This window comes from Vagococcus sp. QWL-13 (assembly GCF_058683555.1).
On the sequence record NZ_CM178746.1, the window covers coordinates 2,680,469 to 2,697,470 of the forward strand.

The 17,002-nt window shown below is 42.0% G+C and carries 18 protein-coding genes; 4 read left to right on the plus strand and 14 right to left on the minus strand.

Annotated elements, in window-relative coordinates:
- Window positions 1–58: 58 nt before the first annotated feature.
- The 7 genes from AC4PHI_RS12645 to AC4PHI_RS12675 all read right to left on the minus strand — a co-directional run bounded on the left by AC4PHI_RS12645 (window position 59) and on the right by AC4PHI_RS12675 (window position 6,635).
- Complete coding sequence (locus AC4PHI_RS12645; protein WP_492200186.1) at window positions 59–343, minus strand: post-transcriptional regulator; 285 nt, start codon at window positions 341–343, stop codon at window positions 59–61.
- A gap of 40 nt (window positions 344–383) precedes the next feature.
- Entirely contained in the window at window positions 384–743 is a 360-nt protein-coding gene (gene yajC / locus AC4PHI_RS12650) for a preprotein translocase subunit YajC (protein WP_492200187.1), read from the minus strand.
- A gap of 84 nt (window positions 744–827) precedes the next feature.
- The gene (tgt, locus tag AC4PHI_RS12655; protein ID WP_492200188.1) at window positions 828–1,973 is read right to left on the minus strand and encodes a tRNA guanosine(34) transglycosylase Tgt; all 1,146 of its coding nucleotides are present in this window, start codon (window positions 1,971–1,973) and stop codon (window positions 828–830) included.
- 461 nt (window positions 1,974–2,434) lie between these two features.
- Window positions 2,435–3,472 carry a tRNA preQ1(34) S-adenosylmethionine ribosyltransferase-isomerase QueA gene (gene queA / locus AC4PHI_RS12660; protein ID WP_492200189.1) on the minus strand — a complete coding sequence of 346 codons (1,038 nt, stop codon included), beginning with the start codon at window positions 3,470–3,472 and terminating at the stop codon, window positions 2,435–2,437.
- A gap of 108 nt (window positions 3,473–3,580) precedes the next feature.
- Window positions 3,581–4,582 (minus strand): Holliday junction branch migration DNA helicase RuvB, encoded by a 1,002-nt coding sequence (gene ruvB, locus AC4PHI_RS12665; protein WP_492201603.1) that lies wholly within the window; start codon window positions 4,580–4,582, stop codon window positions 3,581–3,583.
- 9 nt (window positions 4,583–4,591) lie between these two features.
- Window positions 4,592–5,206, minus strand: a complete 615-nt coding sequence (gene ruvA, locus AC4PHI_RS12670; protein ID WP_492200190.1) for a Holliday junction branch migration protein RuvA — start codon at window positions 5,204–5,206, stop codon at window positions 4,592–4,594.
- A gap of 94 nt (window positions 5,207–5,300) precedes the next feature.
- Window positions 5,301–6,635, minus strand: coding sequence for a glycoside hydrolase family 18 protein (locus AC4PHI_RS12675; protein WP_492200191.1), 1,335 nt, complete (start codon window positions 6,633–6,635; stop codon window positions 5,301–5,303).
- A 326-nt stretch (window positions 6,636–6,961) separates the two neighbouring features.
- Here AC4PHI_RS12675 and AC4PHI_RS12680 point away from each other — a divergent pair, with 326 nt between their 5' ends.
- Window positions 6,962–7,819, plus strand: a complete 858-nt coding sequence (locus AC4PHI_RS12680; RefSeq protein WP_492200192.1) for a DUF368 domain-containing protein — start codon at window positions 6,962–6,964, stop codon at window positions 7,817–7,819.
- A gap of 109 nt (window positions 7,820–7,928) precedes the next feature.
- Here AC4PHI_RS12680 and deoC read toward each other — a convergent pair whose 3' ends face one another.
- The 3 genes from deoC to AC4PHI_RS12695 form a co-directional block, all read right to left on the minus strand.
- Entirely contained in the window at window positions 7,929–8,597 is a 669-nt protein-coding gene (deoC, locus tag AC4PHI_RS12685) for a deoxyribose-phosphate aldolase (protein WP_492200193.1), read from the minus strand.
- A 94-nt stretch (window positions 8,598–8,691) separates the two neighbouring features.
- A complete protein-coding gene (gene deoR, locus AC4PHI_RS12690) occupies window positions 8,692–9,627 on the minus strand; it encodes a DNA-binding transcriptional repressor DeoR (RefSeq protein ID WP_492200194.1) in 936 nt (311 codons plus the stop codon).
- 100 nt (window positions 9,628–9,727) lie between these two features.
- The gene (locus AC4PHI_RS12695; RefSeq protein ID WP_492200195.1) at window positions 9,728–10,051 is read right to left on the minus strand and encodes a putative heavy metal-binding protein; all 324 of its coding nucleotides are present in this window, start codon (window positions 10,049–10,051) and stop codon (window positions 9,728–9,730) included.
- A gap of 158 nt (window positions 10,052–10,209) precedes the next feature.
- Between AC4PHI_RS12695 and AC4PHI_RS12700 the strand changes: the two genes are divergently transcribed.
- Window positions 10,210–10,806: a nitroreductase family protein gene (locus AC4PHI_RS12700; RefSeq protein WP_492200196.1), complete on the plus strand. Its 597-nt coding sequence runs from the start codon at window positions 10,210–10,212 to the stop codon at window positions 10,804–10,806.
- A gap of 121 nt (window positions 10,807–10,927) precedes the next feature.
- On the opposite strand, the gene AC4PHI_RS12705 is transcribed toward AC4PHI_RS12700, so the two are convergent.
- Entirely contained in the window at window positions 10,928–11,578 is a 651-nt protein-coding gene (locus tag AC4PHI_RS12705) for a PepSY domain-containing protein (RefSeq protein ID WP_492200197.1), read from the minus strand.
- 217 nt (window positions 11,579–11,795) lie between these two features.
- On the minus strand, window positions 11,796–12,488 hold the full coding sequence (locus AC4PHI_RS12710) for a MurR/RpiR family transcriptional regulator (RefSeq protein WP_492200198.1): 693 nt from the start codon (window positions 12,486–12,488) through the stop codon (window positions 11,796–11,798).
- 79 nt (window positions 12,489–12,567) lie between these two features.
- Here AC4PHI_RS12710 and AC4PHI_RS12715 point away from each other — a divergent pair, with 79 nt between their 5' ends.
- Both AC4PHI_RS12715 and AC4PHI_RS12720 read left to right on the plus strand, forming a co-directional pair.
- Entirely contained in the window at window positions 12,568–13,650 is a 1,083-nt protein-coding gene (locus AC4PHI_RS12715; RefSeq protein WP_492200199.1) for a M42 family metallopeptidase, read from the plus strand.
- A 19-nt stretch (window positions 13,651–13,669) separates the two neighbouring features.
- The gene (locus AC4PHI_RS12720; RefSeq protein ID WP_492200200.1) at window positions 13,670–15,310 is read left to right on the plus strand and encodes a peptide ABC transporter substrate-binding protein; all 1,641 of its coding nucleotides are present in this window, start codon (window positions 13,670–13,672) and stop codon (window positions 15,308–15,310) included.
- 149 nt (window positions 15,311–15,459) lie between these two features.
- Here the strand turns inward: AC4PHI_RS12720 and pgsA are convergent, their stop codons facing one another.
- On the minus strand, window positions 15,460–16,038 hold the full coding sequence (pgsA, locus tag AC4PHI_RS12725) for a CDP-diacylglycerol--glycerol-3-phosphate 3-phosphatidyltransferase (RefSeq protein ID WP_492201604.1): 579 nt from the start codon (window positions 16,036–16,038) through the stop codon (window positions 15,460–15,462).
- A gap of 71 nt (window positions 16,039–16,109) precedes the next feature.
- Window positions 16,110–16,976, minus strand: a complete 867-nt coding sequence (locus AC4PHI_RS12730; RefSeq protein ID WP_492200201.1) for a helix-turn-helix domain-containing protein — start codon at window positions 16,974–16,976, stop codon at window positions 16,110–16,112.
- Between the last annotated feature and the right edge of the window lie 26 nt (window positions 16,977–17,002).

Here is a 17,002-nt window from a genome sequence, read left to right on the forward strand (position 1 = left end):
GCTGTTGTATCAACCTTTTCAGATGGTCGAAACAACAGCTTGCAGGCAAGAAAAATCATTATAATAAGTCTTGGATATCTCCAAAATCAAATGAATCAACATTTTTAACTTGCGCTTTTAATTGTTGATAGTCAAAAAAATCATTGATCACAATATTTTTTATGTCATTTTTGTACTCGGCTACGGTTTTATCCGGCGAAAGTTTCCACCGTTTTTCAATTAAGTAATCCCACATTTCTGTTTCCACAACATTGGAATAGCCGGCACGATGGAATTCTTTTAATTTTCTCTTAAGAGAACGGCGCAGCAAAAATGCTTGACGCCACTTTAACTTGTTTGTCATATTTATTTCCTTAATATACTTCTAGATAATTCTTGGTGTCCTACTGCTGATTATCTTCTTCTGAAGTTTTTTCGTCTTCAGATGTTTCAGTCTCTTCATCAGTAATCATCTGCTCTGCTTCTGTTACAGCGGTCGACGGAACTACCTGCTGGATAGCTGAACGGTTATACTCCAAGTAAATACCTTCACAATCAAGCAACACCGTTTTTCTGCCTTCACCTTCTCTAATCTCTGCAATCACACCGTGCAAACCGCCGATCGTGATAACACTATCGCCTGCTTTTAAATTATCAAGTAATTGTTGACGTTGGCTCTGTTGTTTCTTCTGTGTACGAGACATGAAGAACCACATCACTACAAGAGCTACAATCAAAGGAATAAAGGTTCCTAATCCTCCCATATCCTCACCTCATTTTTTATTTGTTTGACTAATAATAACTTTATCAAATTTCACTTAAAACTACTAGCATTATCTTTTATGCTGCTAAAAATTCTTCGGATTCTTTTCATTAAAGCCGTATTCTTCAAAAAACGATTCTCTAAACTCGAGCAAGTTGTCATCTAGGATGGCTTGACGTACTTGTTTCATCACATTCAGCAAAAAGTACAGGTTATGATAAGAAGTCAAGCGCAGGCCAAAGGTTTCATCACATTTAATCAAATGACGCACGTAAGCCCGTGTATAGTTGCGGCAAGTGTAACAATCGCATTTTTCATCAATCGGTCTGAAGTCACGAGTATATTGGGCATTTTTGACCACCAGTCGTCCCTGGCTGGTCATACATGTGCCGTTGCGCGCAATTCTTGTAGGCAGGACACAGTCAAACATATCCACACCTCGAATAGCTCCGTCAATCAATGAATCGGCTGTCCCGACTCCCATTAAATAACGAGGTTTATTCTCCGGGATGACAGGATTCAACCATTCCAGGGCTTCATTCATTTCCGCTTTTGTTTCCCCTACCGACAGACCCCCGATTGAATAGCCGGGAAAATCTAAACTGATTAGGTCCCGTGCACTTTGGAGACGCAAATCTTTATAACCGGCACCCTGAATAATCCCAAACAGTCCCTGACGTTCCGGATTGGCATGGGCTTTCAAGCCGCGTTCTGCCCAGCGTGTCGTCCGCTCAATTGATTTCTTCACGTAATCATGACTTTCGTAAAATGGTGCGCATTCATCAAAACTCATGATGATGTCCGAGCCCAGCTGATTTTGAATTTGAATCGCTTTTTCAGGAGAAAGAAACATTTTAGAGCCGTTTAAGTGATTTTTGAAATGGACGCCTTTTTCCTCTATATTACGCATATCCGCCAAAGACCAGACTTGGAAGCCTCCTGAATCAGTCAAAATCCCCCGGTCCCAATTCATAAACTTATGAAGACCGCCTGCTTCCGCCACGATATCTTCTCCCGGACGCAGCCAGAGATGATAGGTGTTGCTTAAAATTATTCCCGCGCCCATCTCTTTTAATTCTTCCGGTGCCATCGTTTTCACTGTGGCAAGAGTCCCCACTGGCATAAACATCGGTGTAGGAAAGGTTCCATGGGGAGTGATGATTTCTCCCAATCGAGCGCCTGTATGTTTTTCTTTTTTGATTAGCCGATAACGAATGGCCGGTTCTGTCATATCGTATTCCTACTTTCATTTGATAAAAATTACATCCTAGTAATGATACTCTGATTTAACTCAATGTGCAAGTTTTCAAAATAAGAGCATTTAAGTTGAAAACGCTCTCTTTGTATGGTTAAATGTAGACATAAGGAAGAAAGCAGTACAGAAAGTGAATTTCTCGAAAGGTTTTAGCGAAGTAACTAAACAAAGATGTGTAAAAAATGTATGAAATTCTCCAACCATTAGAAAACATGTAAAGTTTCAGTGTCAAAAGAAGTTTAATGTTCAGATGTTTCATGTGTTGCAAGTTAGTTTGATGAAGATTGTATGTTAAGCAACTCTTGTTTAATTAAGAAATTCAAAGAAAAAAGATGTAAATGTTCGCACTTTGCATGAGTTCTATTCCTAAACTTTCTGTTTTCTTCCGTGAACAAGAAATGCCCGGCTAATCGAGAAGCCGGGCATTTTTTATTTTGTCACTTAATAAACATGGCATCGCCGAAACTGAAAAACCGATACTCTGCTGAAACAGCATGCTTATAAGCTGAAAGCACCTGTTCCCGTCCGGCAAAAGCACTGACCAGCATGACCAGTGTGGATTTGGGCAGATGAAAATTTGTCACAAAAGCATCAACCACTTTAAACTCGTAACCCGGTGTGATAAAAATATCAGTCCAGCCGCTATCCCCTCGAATCTTGCCGGAAAACTTCGAGCCAATCGTTTCCAAAGTCCGGATGCTTGTCGTCCCAACAGCAATAATCCTGCCGCCTTGTTGCTTCACGTCATTCAATACTGCTGCCGCCTCATCTGTCAGCTGATAAAATTCACTGTGCATATGATGTTCGCTGATGTCCGTCACACTCACCGGACGAAACGTCCCCAACCCTACATGTAAGGTCAAATAGACTAGCTTGACTCCTTTTTTTTCTATTTTTTTTAGAAGTTCTTCAGTAAAATGCAAACCTGCTGTCGGTGCGGCTGCGGAGCCATTTTCTTTAGCATAAACTGTCTGATAGCGGTTAGGGTCCTCTAATCGCGTTTTGATGTAGGGAGGCAGCGGCATTTCCCCTAGAGATTCAAGAATTTCCAGAAAAACCCCCTCATACTGAAAATCAATAATCCGTCCCCCATGCTCCAATTCTTCAACCACTGTTGCTTGTAAACGACCATCGCCAAAAGAAATAACTGTGCCGACTTTTGCACGTTTAGCCGGCTTGATCAGTGTTTCCCAACGGTCTCCTTCGATATTTTTCAACAGCAATACTTCCAACTGCCCGCCTGTCGCCGGCTTTGTACCAAAAATTCTAGCTGGCAGCACCCGTGTGTCATTCATCACTAAAGCGTCTCCCGAGTCAAGTTGGTCGATGATATCGGTAAAATGTTTATCACATATTTTTCCTGTTCTGTGATCAAGCATCAGCAAACGTGAAGCTTCACGGTTTTCCAAAGGGGTTTGGGCAATCAGCTCCTCCGGTAAATTAAAATCAAAATCATCCGTTGTATATGTCTTCATTATATGTCCCTCTATTTCTTCCATTAGTTCACTTCGCTATTCTATCATTAAAATCAGAAAAAGTGATAATAATTAATATAAAAAAAGCCCTCTGCTCAAAGAGGACTTCTATTCTTGATACCGGTAGCCTAGATGAGCATATGCTCGCGGAGTTGCCACGCGCCCGCGGGGTGTCCGTTGGATAAAACCTTTTTGGATGAGATAAGGTTCATACATATCCTCAACAGTTTCTGTTTCTTCGCTGATGTTGACTGAAAGAGTACTTAAGCCAACTGGTCCGCCGCCGTATAACTCAATCATCGTTTTTAAAATTTTCTGATCCACATAGTCCAAGCCTTCTTGATCCACCTGTAAAATCGTCAGAGCCTTATCGGCAATTCTTTGATCGACCACGCCATCGCTTTCCACTTGTGCCACATCTCTCACTCTTCGGAGCAAGCGATTAGCAATCCGCGGTGTCCCTCTTGAACGTCTGGCAAGTTCAAAGGCGCCTTCTTCAAGAATTTCTGTTTCAAAAATATCGGCTGAACGCAGGACGATTTCCTGCAAGTCGGCAATTTCGTAATATTCCATATGAGAGACGATGCCAAAACGATCCCGCAGTGGTGCAGAAAGCATTCCCGCACGAGTGGTAGCCCCGACCAAAGTAAATGGGGGCAGTTCAAAATGAACGGGATGAGCTCCCGGACCTTGTCCTACCATAATATCGACATAATAATCTTCCATCGCAGAATACAACATTTCCTCTACGATACGGGGCAGACGATGGATCTCATCAATAAATAAAACATCCCCCGGCTCCAGTTCATTTAACAATGCCACTAAGTCTCCCGGCCGTTCGATTGCCGGTCCGCTGGTCGTTCGAATCTGAACGTCCATCTCGTTGGCAATCACCATTGCCAGTGTTGTTTTCCCTAATCCGGGCGGACCAAATAAAAGTACATGATCCAACGCTTCCTGCCGATTCTTAGCCGCTTGGATGTAAATAGAAAGTTCTTCCTTTACTTTATCCTGACCGATATATTGAGACAGCCGTTGGGGACGTAGTGATTTCTCTTCAAATTCTGCTGCCAGTTCCTCAGGAGATACTAAACGTTCTTCTGTCATGATTTTCCCTCACTATTTTTTCATCAGTAAACTTAATCCTTGCCTCAAATAAGCATCAGTGGACGTTAAACTTTCGACTGCCAGTTCTTTTTCAATACGCTTCAATTCTCTTCGACTGTATCCCAGTGCAGACAAAGCTTCCATTGCTTCATCAAAATACAGATTATCAGAACTTGCCGCCACCACCTCTAGTTTTTCTGGTGCATCTTTCAGCTCTCCGATAATCAAATCATCCAGCTTGCCTTTTAAATCCAAAATCATCTGCTGGGATGTCTTTTTCCCAACACCTGGAAACTTTGTCAAATACTTGACATCCTCCGACTCCACAGCATTAACTAGGCCCACGTGGTCTTCTCCGGCCATGATTGCCAAAGCACTTTTAGGACCAATCCCCGAAACACTGATCAATTTAATAAATAATTGCTTTTCCTCAAAAGTTGAAAATCCATATAACAAAATGGCATCTTCTCTCACGGCTTGATAAACAAAAACTTTTATTTCCTCTTTTTGCCGTGCGGCATAACGAAAAGGATTAGCCACAGCCAACTGGTAGCCCACACCTGATGTTTCCAACACGATATAATAAGGACTGATAAATGTTACGTAACCTTTTAAATATTCATACACACAGTTGCACCTCCGATTAAAAACATGCGTTCGCTTTTTTGATTGTACCATATTTCTGCCCAAATGAAAAAATCAGTCATTTAAATGCCTATCGTCAGGATTTTTTAAGGATGAGTAACACGCCTATAATTATCACGGCAATAATTAATAAAAATATCGGCAGAGGCAGCAGCAAATATAAAAGCAGCACTGTTCCTGCCAACGCTAAAATAACTCCCACACCTTTGCCCAGGACTTGGGGTTTGACTTTTCTTCCCTTGATAGTTTTAGGCAATAAGAAAAGAAACTTCCCAAAGAATAAAAACAATCCGAGAACGATTAGTAAAACAGCTATTACAGAAAATACTTTCCGCAAAATGGTTATTTCTGACCCGGAAAAAACCGAAGACAAATACATAGATTTATCCAGAGTCACTTCTTCCTCACCGATAGTCTCCATGATTACATCCATCAGGCGAGAAGAACTTGAAGTCTTCCTGTCCAAAGCGGGAGTCCAGACCATAATCCCCAACGAACCCGTCTCTATCGACCGCAATGTTTTTTCTTTTACAGTGGATTTATTGTTGAAATAGAATATTTCCCCGTCAATGGTCACTTCGTCTGCCATTGGTACCTCTGCTGATTTATGGACAAGCTCCCGGTAAGAATAAACAGCTCCGCTTTCAGATTTTCCGTAAAATGGAATTCCTGCGACTAGTTTCCCCAGATAGTCCCCGCCCAAAAGTTCGTTCCAATAGAGCAGATTTTGCTCATGGAGAGCCAATGGGGAATGCTGGGGGTAGCCCTCGATTTGCGCATCGTAGGACATAATATTGATCCAGTCCGCTTCCTTCAAGCCAGCAGGTAAAAAATGCTGGCCCCAGTGTCCGCTTGGTCGTCCGTTTGCCGCAACGCCTGAAGGGACAGTGATGGACAAGGCAGCTGAATCCCCCAACTTTTTATTTAATTTTTTGATAAATGCGGCAAATTGTTCCGCTTGGTCTTCAGCCGGGTATTCCCAATCAATATCCACACTATCGACTTCGAATTTCTCAACAAAGCTTAGAATTTCATCAATGAATTTTTCTCGGTTGTCCGGTTTAGTAGCTTCTGAAAAATTATCGCTCAGCCCCCAGCCGCCGATACTCACACCTACTCTGACATTAGAACTGTGGGCTTCCTTGACTAAACTGCGCAACTGCTCCTCACTGCCGCTTTCAGAAAACGACAACGTCCCGTCCTTCTCGGGAATCAGTGAAAAATAATTTACATCGGTAAACATATCCAAATCGACAGTATCCTCAAGTCTGCTCAAGTCATAATCGGGCAAATAACCAATCAGGCGAAAACTTTCTGCCTGCACTGCACTTGCTGGCAACAAAAAAAAGACAATAGCCGTCATCACTGCAAGTAAGCAGAAATAAAGCCTATGTCGAATAGTCTTTCCCATAAATAATATCCTTTCTAAACAAGGTTTTATTTATTATAACAAACCCTCGTCCCTTGTGCACATTTCCCTGCCTGCTTTTCACTTCCTTCATGAGCATAAAAATAGTCCCGTACTGTTTTCTAACAGAATTTTTACTCCCTTTAACCGACAAATTCAAATAATCTCTAAAGAAAATTATTACGGGTTTCAAAATCTGTCAAAGTTTTGTATGATAAGTAACATAATCTTTTTAGGTTATTCGTTGCCTTTTTTCAGCTGTTGAAGCTGTCGTGTTTTTTAAAGGTGACTCTAAAAACACTTTACGTTTTCGTATCGGACTTAATATCATGAAAGAGGAGCGCAATATGACAAACGCAATGAAGGATTGGATTTTAAGATTTATCAAGGGAATGTTCATCGGTTCCGGTTTTATTTTACCAGGAGTCAGCGGCGGGGCTTTGGCGGCTATTTTTGGAATTTACGAACGAATCATCACATTTTTAGCCCATATCACCCGGAACTTTAAAGAAAATGTGTTGTTTTTTATTCCTGTAGGTCTTGGCGGACTGTTCGGCATGTTTATTTTATCATTTGGTGTGAGTTTTGCTTTAGGAAATTATCAAACCATCGTTTTATGGTTTTTTGTAGGCTGTATCCTCGGTACCGCTCCTGCTTTGTGGAAAGAAGCGGGGAAAAACGGCAGACAAAATCGTGATATAATCATCATGGCTGTCAGCTTGGTGGCTGCGGTTATCTTTTTGTATGTCCTTGAAGATTCCATCGGCGGAAAATTAACGCCGAGCTTTTTAAACTGGGTGCTTTCCGGAGCACTGATAGCACTTGGGGTCATCGTGCCAGGCTTGAGCCCTTCCAACTTTTTGGCTTTCTTTGGACTATACAAACCAATGTCAGACGGTATCAAAACGTTAGATTTCAGTGTGCTGCTTCCCTTGGCACTTGGCGGAATTATCTGTCTGCTGAGTTTATCTAAAATCATGGATGCTATTTTCCAACGGGCCTATCCGCAAATGTTCCACTTCATTTTAGGTGTGGTATTTGCTTCGACTATCATGATTATCCCTGCCAATTTCAGTGTGGACTACGCTGGATTCGGTTTCCTGCAGTATCTCTGGTGCGTCATCAGTTGTGTCGGCGGGATTGCCTTGGGTAAATGGATGAGCCGGCTGGAGGAGACGTATAAATAGCCAAACTTGAGATAAAAATCAAAAACACGGTAAACCACCTACTCATAGTGGTCTATCGTGTTTTTTAAAATTAATCTTGAAATTTCCCAAAAGGCTTCAGCTCTCCTGCCTAATACCCCGAGATATTAGTTTTTTCTCCTGAAACAATGGCAACTCCGGCACTGGCTCCGATTCTAGCAGCACCTGCTGCAACCATTTCTTCTACGTCTTCTTTCGAGTGGATTCCGCCGGAGGCTTTGATCTGTGCTCGATTACCCACTGTTTCCTTCATCAGTTTGACGTCTGCGGCTGTTGCCCCTCCTGTGGAAAATCCTGTAGACGTTTTGACAAAATCTGCACCTGCTTCCACAGCTAATTCGCAGGCTTTTACTTTCTCTTCATCAGTAAGCAGTGCTGTTTCTATAATCACTTTGACTAGCGCCTTGTCTTTAGCCGCATTGACTACTGATTGGATATCCTTCAACACTGTTTCGTACTGGCCGCCTTTCAAAGCGCCAATGTTGATGACCATGTCCACTTCATCTGCACCATTTGCGATAGCTTGAGTAGTTTCAAACGCTTTGGTTTCAGCAGTTGTCGCGCCTAAAGGAAACCCTATCACCGTGCACACCTTGACCTGACTGCCTTTTAATTTATCCGCAGCCAATGCCACCCAAGTTGGATTGATACAGACGGAAAAAAATCCATATTCTTTGGCTTCAGAAATCAAAGTTAAAATATCTTCTTCTGTAGTTTCTGCTTTCAATGCCGTATGGTCGATCAATTTTGCTAAATCCATTACTATTCCCTCTTCCTGTTTCTTAATAGTTTAAGTATAGCTTGAGATAGAACAAATGTAAAATATATCATGAACGTTATTTCTGTAACCCTGTTTATTTTAGTAATTCTTCCGCCGTTTGATAATCTGTTACCAAAACATTGGCATAATTCCCGGACAAAGCTCCTTTGATTGCCTGAACTTTATGCTTTCCCCCGGCCACAAGTAGTGAAATTTCTTTTTTCTTTAATTCATCCAGCTCAATCCCCACAGTTCGATTATTGATGTCGTGATTGGCAACCTCTCCCTGCGCATCGAAAAATCTGGAGCAAATATCTCCCACTGCAGTTCGTTGGATTTGTTTTCTTTCCTCTTCGTCCAAATAGCCCAAACGAAACAACAGTGCCTCATCTCTAACTGTCCCCACGGTAAAAATAGCGATATTCGCTTTTTTCCCTAATGATACTAAACGCTGGATGTGACGGTCTTGTTCCAGCATTTTTTTCACTTCTTTATCATCGAAAATAACCGGCAGAGGCAAAGGCAAACCTATCGTTTGAAACCTTTGTGCAAACAAAGACAATGCTTCATAGGCATAAATATCCACTTGGGCATGTGTCATGCTGCCTTTTAATTGCACCACCTGAACATTTTCCACTGTTTGTGGTTTGATTTTCTTGGCAACCTCATACAGTGTGGTCCCCCAGCTGATGCCGATAATATCCCCGCTTTTTACCTGTCCGTCAATATAGCGGGCAGCCTCCGTGCTGATTTGGTCTACGATGAGCGCATCGTTTTGACTTGCGGTCTGTGCCACGATCGCCTCCTTTAATCCAAACTTTTCTTTCAGCCTCTCGGATAAAATTTCCGCCCCTGTAAAAGGATTTGTAATCGTAATCTGAACAAAGCCTTTATCTTTCGCATGCTTTAACAAACGGGAAACCGTCGGCCGGGAAATTTCAAGTTCATCAGCGATTTCCTGTTGATTATATTCCAGCTGATAGTACAATCGTGCGGCCTCTATGCTTAACTGATCTTTTTGACTATCCATCTACCCACGACCTTTCTTTCTCTATTATCCCTAATCCCCTGCCATTCCACAACCACAAAAAAAGACCGACACATAGCCTAATATGTCAGTCTCCATTGATTTAATTGCTTAAAACTACCGCCGTGCCGCTGCAAGTAACCATCAGCATGCCATTATCTGACCCTAAAACTTCATAATCCATCTTAGTTCCGATAACCGCATCGGCACCCAGATTTTCAGCCCGTCTGCCCATTTCAGCTAACGCCTCTTCTCTGGCTTGCAGCAATTCATTTTCGTAACCTTTGGAACGTCCTCCAAACATATTCCGTAAGCCGGCTCCCATGTCTTTGAACATATTGATTCCTGTAATAACTTCTCCAAAAACGATGCCGTGGTAGGATTGAATTTCTTTGCCGACGATATCATTAGTTGTTGTAATAATCATGTTTATGTTCTCCTTTTTTATTAATTATTTACAGTATACACTATTTTTCTCCATTGACTATACAACCTGAGGCTGAAAATAAAAAGCATATTTCTTTACTTACATTTTACAAGTGAAGTATACTGAAAACTAGCTTAATTAAAGGAGAGAACACAACAATGACAAATTTTATTAATACTTTAAAAAAGAGACGTTCCATCTACACGATTGGCAGAGAAACTGATTTATCAGAAAAGGAAATCGAAACATTGATCCGCCAAGCTGTAAAGGAAAGTCCTTCTGCTTTTAACTCACAAACATCACGTGTCCTTATTTTGTTCGGCGAGGCACACGAAAAACTATGGAACATCGTAGAAAAAACATTGAAACCTTTAACACCGCCTGAAGCATTTCCCAACACTCAGGCAAAACTGGCAGGCTTTGCTGCCGGTGCCGGTACGGTCTTGTTCTTTGAAGACCAAGACGTGGTAAAATCTTTGCAAGAACAATTCGCTTTATATGCAGACAACTTCCCTGTTTGGGCAGAACACTCTACAGGTATTGCCCAGCATTCTGTTTGGGTCGCATTGAGCGAAAGCAATATCGGTGCAAGTCTGCAACATTATAATCCAATTATCGATCAGGAAGTGGCTGAAACATGGAGCCTTCCAGCATCTTGGAAACTGACAGGACAAATGCCTTTCGGCTCTATCGAAGCTCCTGCTGGCGAAAAAGAATATATGGACGATGACGCCCGTTTTATGACCTTCAGCTAAAATTTTAACAGACAAAAAGAACGCGTAAAATTCACGCGTTCTTTTTTTTTCGCTATCAATGTTGCTTTTGAAAGTTTGACTCATCAGTTGCTCAGTGTACACTGTCCGGACTTAATAGCGGTCAATCATCAAAATCTATTTCCAGTACTTTCCCGGTCTTGCTGTCTAATGTCACTTTTGATTCAGAATGTCCTGCTCGCACTTTGACTTCCCAGAAAGTGATTCCGTCGTCTCGTTCCAGTGACCATTCCACAGCCTTCCCATCGCCCACTGCGGCTACTGCAAGTTCCCCGGCTTTTTCAATGGACAAGACACCTGTCAGATCCAGCGCTTCTTCTCGTCTTTCTACACCATGGCGTTCGTCTTCGTCCAGTTGTTCCTGTTCCTTCTTACTTATCTCGCCTGTGACGGCATGGACATGGAGTTCATACTCCATATCATCGTCTACCCCTTGGATTTCATAATAATAGTGCCCACGGTTTACTTCTAACTCGATAGAAGTAACATCGCTGTCAGGAAAAGCAGACCGATATTTTGCCACTGCATCATCCAAAGTCAGCTTTATTTGATCCTGCTCTTCTTCCACAGGTACTGCAGCTCCATCGTCATCCTTTTTTTGTTCAGTTTCTTCCGTTGACTTTTCCGTAGACACTTCCGTCGTTTCACTTGCAGTCGATAGTTCCTTGTCGTTTGTTTGTTCAGTCTTTTTCGGAGCACACCCAGTCAGCATAAGACAAAAACCTAGACAACCAATCACCAACATCTTTTTCATCCTTTTCCCTCCCTGCTTTATTATCTCCATTATATCAAACTGCCGGATAAAGAAAATAAATGTCCCTTAAGAGAAAAAGGCCTTTCAGCCTATGAGGAATTTTGATTCAAAAGTCGAACATCCTTTAACAAAAATTTGTTCAATCATGGACTGAACATGTACAAAAACACCGTGACTATCTGTCATTTCATTTGTCACCTGGATATAATGAAAACAGCTAGGCTTTATTCTGATTTAAATACTGGGAGATGATAATTTCAAAATGATTTAAAGTATCCCCAAAGAAAAACTGGGGCTTTGATACGGCGACAGAAAAAGGGCTGAACGTGTTGCTGGAAAAAGTCAGTGTGGATGTTTTGGCCAGGGAAGACATTTGACTGCCGGTAAAAGAGATGCAGCTGATATTTTTCGAGAGACATTTTTTGGCCATAGAGACGAGTTCTTTTTCTTCCCCTGAATGGGAAATAAAAATAGGCAAGAACTTTACTGGCGACTGGAGCTGAAAAACTTGCGAATGACTGGTAACGATACTGGGTATACCGTTTACATTAAACACTTCATTCATGTAGCGTGCCAAATGAAGGGAGAACCCGCTGCCGATCAGTGCCACTATTTTTTCGCCCCGCTCATCCAACAGCTTGCAAAACAAGTTGATTTTCTCTTCTGAGAGGCTGGTATACGTTTCATCCTGAAGGTTGCCGTGTTTCATTTGGAAAATCAATTCGCTAAACCCTGAAAGCTGTAATTTCTTAGCTAAATTGATGACGGTTGAAGGCGACGTGTAACATGCTTGAGCCGTTTTTCTGACATTGATTTTATCTAAATTCTCTTTTTGATCTTTTAAATAGTTTAAAATATTAGCTTCAGTATCCGTTAAATGATAGAGCTGAATCAAATAATTAAAATTCATTTTAGTCACCCTCCTTGCTTTTCTTATCATACATTTTTTTAAGGCAGGTGACAATATTTCTGGAAAGGAAGTTACACGAATGTTGTTAGATACAATTGATTTAAAACTGATTGAACAACTGTCCAATGCACCCGGCGTGTCCGGTTTTGAAGAAGAAGCGGTCGCCGCAGCCAAAAAATTTGCCGAGAATTTTGCTGACACTTCTGTAGACAGTTTGCAAAACCTATACATACGACCAAAAAAAATAGATCCTAAGAAGCTGACGATCTTGTTAGATGCCCACAGTGATGAAGTAGGGTTTATCGTCCAAGCCATCCGCCCTAACGGCATGCTTGATTTCCTCCCTGTCGGAGGCTGGGTTGCACACTCCGTCCCTGCCCACTTAGTCAATATCCGAAATGATGAGGGAATTTATGTTTCTGGTATCGTTGCTTCCAAGCCCCCTCACTTTATGAGTGAACAGGAAAAGAAACAGCCTTTGCAAATGGATCAGCTGGTCATTGATGTGGGATGTACCTCGGCAGATGAAGTCCGGGAAAAATTAAAAATTTCTATCGGTGCTCCTGTCGTTCCTGACGTGACTTTTAAGTTTGACGAAAAAATGAAACTGCTTAGAGGAAAGGCTTTTGATTGCCGCATTGGTTGTGCAACTCTGCTGGAAACCATGGAACATTTATATCAAAATGATGAGGAGAAATTCAATATTCAAGGCATTATTTCCAGTCAGGAGGAAGTTGGATTGCGTGGTATCAAAGCTGCCATGGCATCCATAACAGCAGATTTGGCCATTGTTTTCGAAGGCTGTCCCGCCGATGATTCATTTACTCCCGACTATCTGATTCAATCCGGGATTCGCCGGGGTCCCATGTTAAGAAATTTTGACGTGTCCATGATCACCAATCCGAGATTTCAAAAATTTGCTGTCGATGTGGCGAAAAAACATCAGCTGCCCATGCAGCAAGCGGTGCGAAAAGGCGGCGGAACTAACGGTGCGGTCATCAATTTGATGGAACGGGGCATTCCTACCATCGTCATCGGTATTCCTGTCAGATACGCCCACACCCATTACGGTTATGTCGCTTTGGAAGATGCTGTCGCAGCCAAAAAACTGGCACTAAAAATCATACAGGAGCTGACTCCTGAAATTATTCAATCATTTTAACCCATAGGAGGAGTAAACAATGAAGAAAAAAAATATTTTAAGTTTGGTGGTTTTAAGCTTGGCTTTCCTCGTCGCCGGCTGCAGCACTTCCGGCGATAAGAAAACTGATAAAGGCTCTGAAACTGGCAATGATGCACAAGTATTAAAAGTTTTAGAAAATGCTGAACTGCCTACCATGGACCTGTCACAAGCAACAGATGTGGTAAGTTTTTCGGCAATCAGCCAAGTGATGGAAGGTCTTTATGAATTCAGCGATGACAGCACGGCCCAGCCTGCTTTGGCAACAGAAGTCGTTGAACCGACCAACGACGGCAAAACCTATACGTTCACGTTAAGAGAAGATGCTAAATGGAGCAATGGAGATCCAGTGACCGCCCACGATTTCGTTTTTTCATGGCAGCGGACAGTCGACCCGGAAACCGGCGGACAATATGCGTATTTGTTTGACGGCTTTGAAAACTTTGAAGCCATCCAGTCAGGCGAAAAAGAACCTAGCGAGTTAGGCGTTAAGGCATTGGATGATTATACTTTAGAAGTCAATCTCTCCCATCCAATTCCCTATCTGGATTCCATATTGGCAAAACCTTTTATGTATCCGTTGAATCAAAAATTCGTGGAAGAAAAGGGCGGTAGCTACGGCATGGACAGCGACAATGTTTTATACAACGGTCCCTTTACACTGGCTGAGTGGGACGGCACCAGTATCACATGGAAATATATTAAAAATGAACATTACCGTGATGCGGACAACGTTGCATTGGATGAAATCGAGGTTCAAGTCAGCAAAGAGGACAATACCAATGCTAACCTGTTCCATGCAGGAGATGTGGATGTGGCACAAATCAAAGGAGAATTTGTTGAGCAAGAGCTGGATAATCCTGAACTTGTTACCCGCCTTTATCCTTCCACCACCTATTTGCAGTATAATTTGACAAATGAGCTCTTTAAAAATAAAAATATCCGTCAAGCTATCAATCATCTCATTGATTCAAAACAAATCACAGACAATATTTTGAAAGACGGTTCTCTGCCAATCTATGCTTTTGTTCCGAAAGGTATCGTCAACCAAGAAACCAGTGCTGACTTTTCAGAAGATTCTGGAGAAATGATGAAGAATGATATCAAAAAAGCAAAAGAACTGTGGAAAAAAGGAAAAGAAGAATTAGGAAAAGACACTTTTGAAGTCCTGTTGACCACCTCCGACACCGATTCATCCAAAAAAGTGTCAGAATACATCCAAGCAGTGCTGACCGAAAATCTTGAAGGTTTAACAGTAAATATCGCAAACGTGCCCTTTAAAAACCGGCTGGATGCCCAAAGCTCAGGCGATTTTGATGTGGTACTGGCAGGCTGGGCAGCGACTTTCAATGACCCCATTGATTTCCTTCAGCTGGTCCAAAGTGAAAACGGCATGAACTACGGCAAGTTTGTCAACGAAGCATTCGACGCCCTGTTGGAAGACGCCTCTGTCACTTATGCCACTGACAACGACAAACGCTGGGAAACACTGTTGCAAGCTCAAGAACTGTTTATGGACGAAGCTCCGATGACACCTGTGTTTCAAGGCTCGGAAACCTTCTTGGTAAAAGACTATGTCAAAGGATTAAAATACCGTGCGTTAGGCAGTCCTTACTACAAGAACGTCAGCATCGAACCGTAAAATAAAAAAGAAGCTCGAAATGTAGTGCACCCCATAAGTTAGACCAAAAATCTAACTTTTAGGAGGTCAGTACAAAACGAGCTTCTTTTTTTACAATAATTTTATCTTTTTCAATTCTTTTATGGTGCTTTAACAATTCAACTGTTGGACTACATCGAACCCTTGAAAACATCAGCATTCTTGATAAAGTAATCCGCTCCCGAATAGATAGTAAAAATCAGACACGCATATAATAAGATAGAGGCCACCGGAATACCCAGACCTTCAAACGGCACATTGTTGATCAATAAGAAAATAATTGCTAACATCTGGGTCGCTGTTTTGACTTTTCCCGGCCAAGCGGCTGCCATGACTTCTCCGCCTTCCACCAGCAACAAACGCAATCCCGTAACTGCTAACTCGCGGCAGACAATAATCGCCACTACCCATGCCGGTGCTTTTCCCTGCTCGACCAACATAATAAAAGCGGTCATCACCAGCATTTTATCAGCCAGGGGGTCTGCAAATTTTCCGAAATTCGTGACCAGATTTTGCGACCGGGCAATATAGCCGTCTAGCCAGTCGGTAATACTTGCAACAGCGAATACGACCATGGCAACAAATTGGTCCACGCCCACTGATATCCCGCCGATTGTCCATACTCCCCAATCAAAAGAAAATGATGTCAGAACGATAAACACGGGAATCATCAAAATTCTTAATACAGTTAATTTATTAGGTAAATTGATTTTTTTCACACCCTTTCACTTCTCTTATATTTTAAGTAATTTGTTTTGGAATGTCTACTAAGGCCTTCATATTATTCTGCGTAGGAAATCGTCAAGTTCAAATTACGTTTCACTACGTTCGTATTATTCTGATTAAAATCTACCTTCTGCCCGTTGATGTGAAGGATCACATTGTTTGATGCCCCCAAAACGATTGTGGCATTGGCAATATTATCCGGCAAAACAGTCTCAGTTTTTCCGCCTGCAGTCAACGTATGATCGAAGGTGTACTGACCATTGATTAGTACTCCCAACCAGCAATTGCCGTTGATTCCCTCAAAGGATACCTTGACCGGGTTTTCCGCATTTTTGATTGTGATTTGAGACTCATTTCCAACCTCGCTGTCAATGGTGATGATTTGTTTCTCTGGTTCAGATGATTCCTCTGTTTCCACCGTGGTGGACTCTTCAGTCTCGGTCGTTTCCTTATCATTGGTGGAAGTATCAATCGTGCCTTCCACCACCACCGTTTTATTTTTATCAATCAATTGTTTTTCTGAATTTTCCCGCAGCGTCAAATAAACGACCACACCGATAATCAACAAAGAAACAAACGTCAAAATAATTTTCGGCACTAGTGATTTTGGCGCCTCTTTAACAGAACCGTGTCGTTTCCTATTCAACTCAATCCGGGAGCCGCCAAGCTCTTCCTCCTGCCTGCTTCGAGTAGGAGCGATACCGTCATAGACATCCACCATATAGTCCCCGTCAAGTCCCACAGCTTGGGAATATTGGCGGATAAAGTTTCTGGCATAGTAAGACCCCGGCAGCAAATCAAATCTATTATCTTCCAAAGCGTGTAAATATCTTTTTTGGATTTTAGTCGTTCGTTGAAGTTCATCTATGGTCAAGCCTTTTGTTAAGCGTGCTTTTTTTAGTGTTTCCCCGATTGTTTCCACTTACTCACCTATATTTCTTTTTCTTT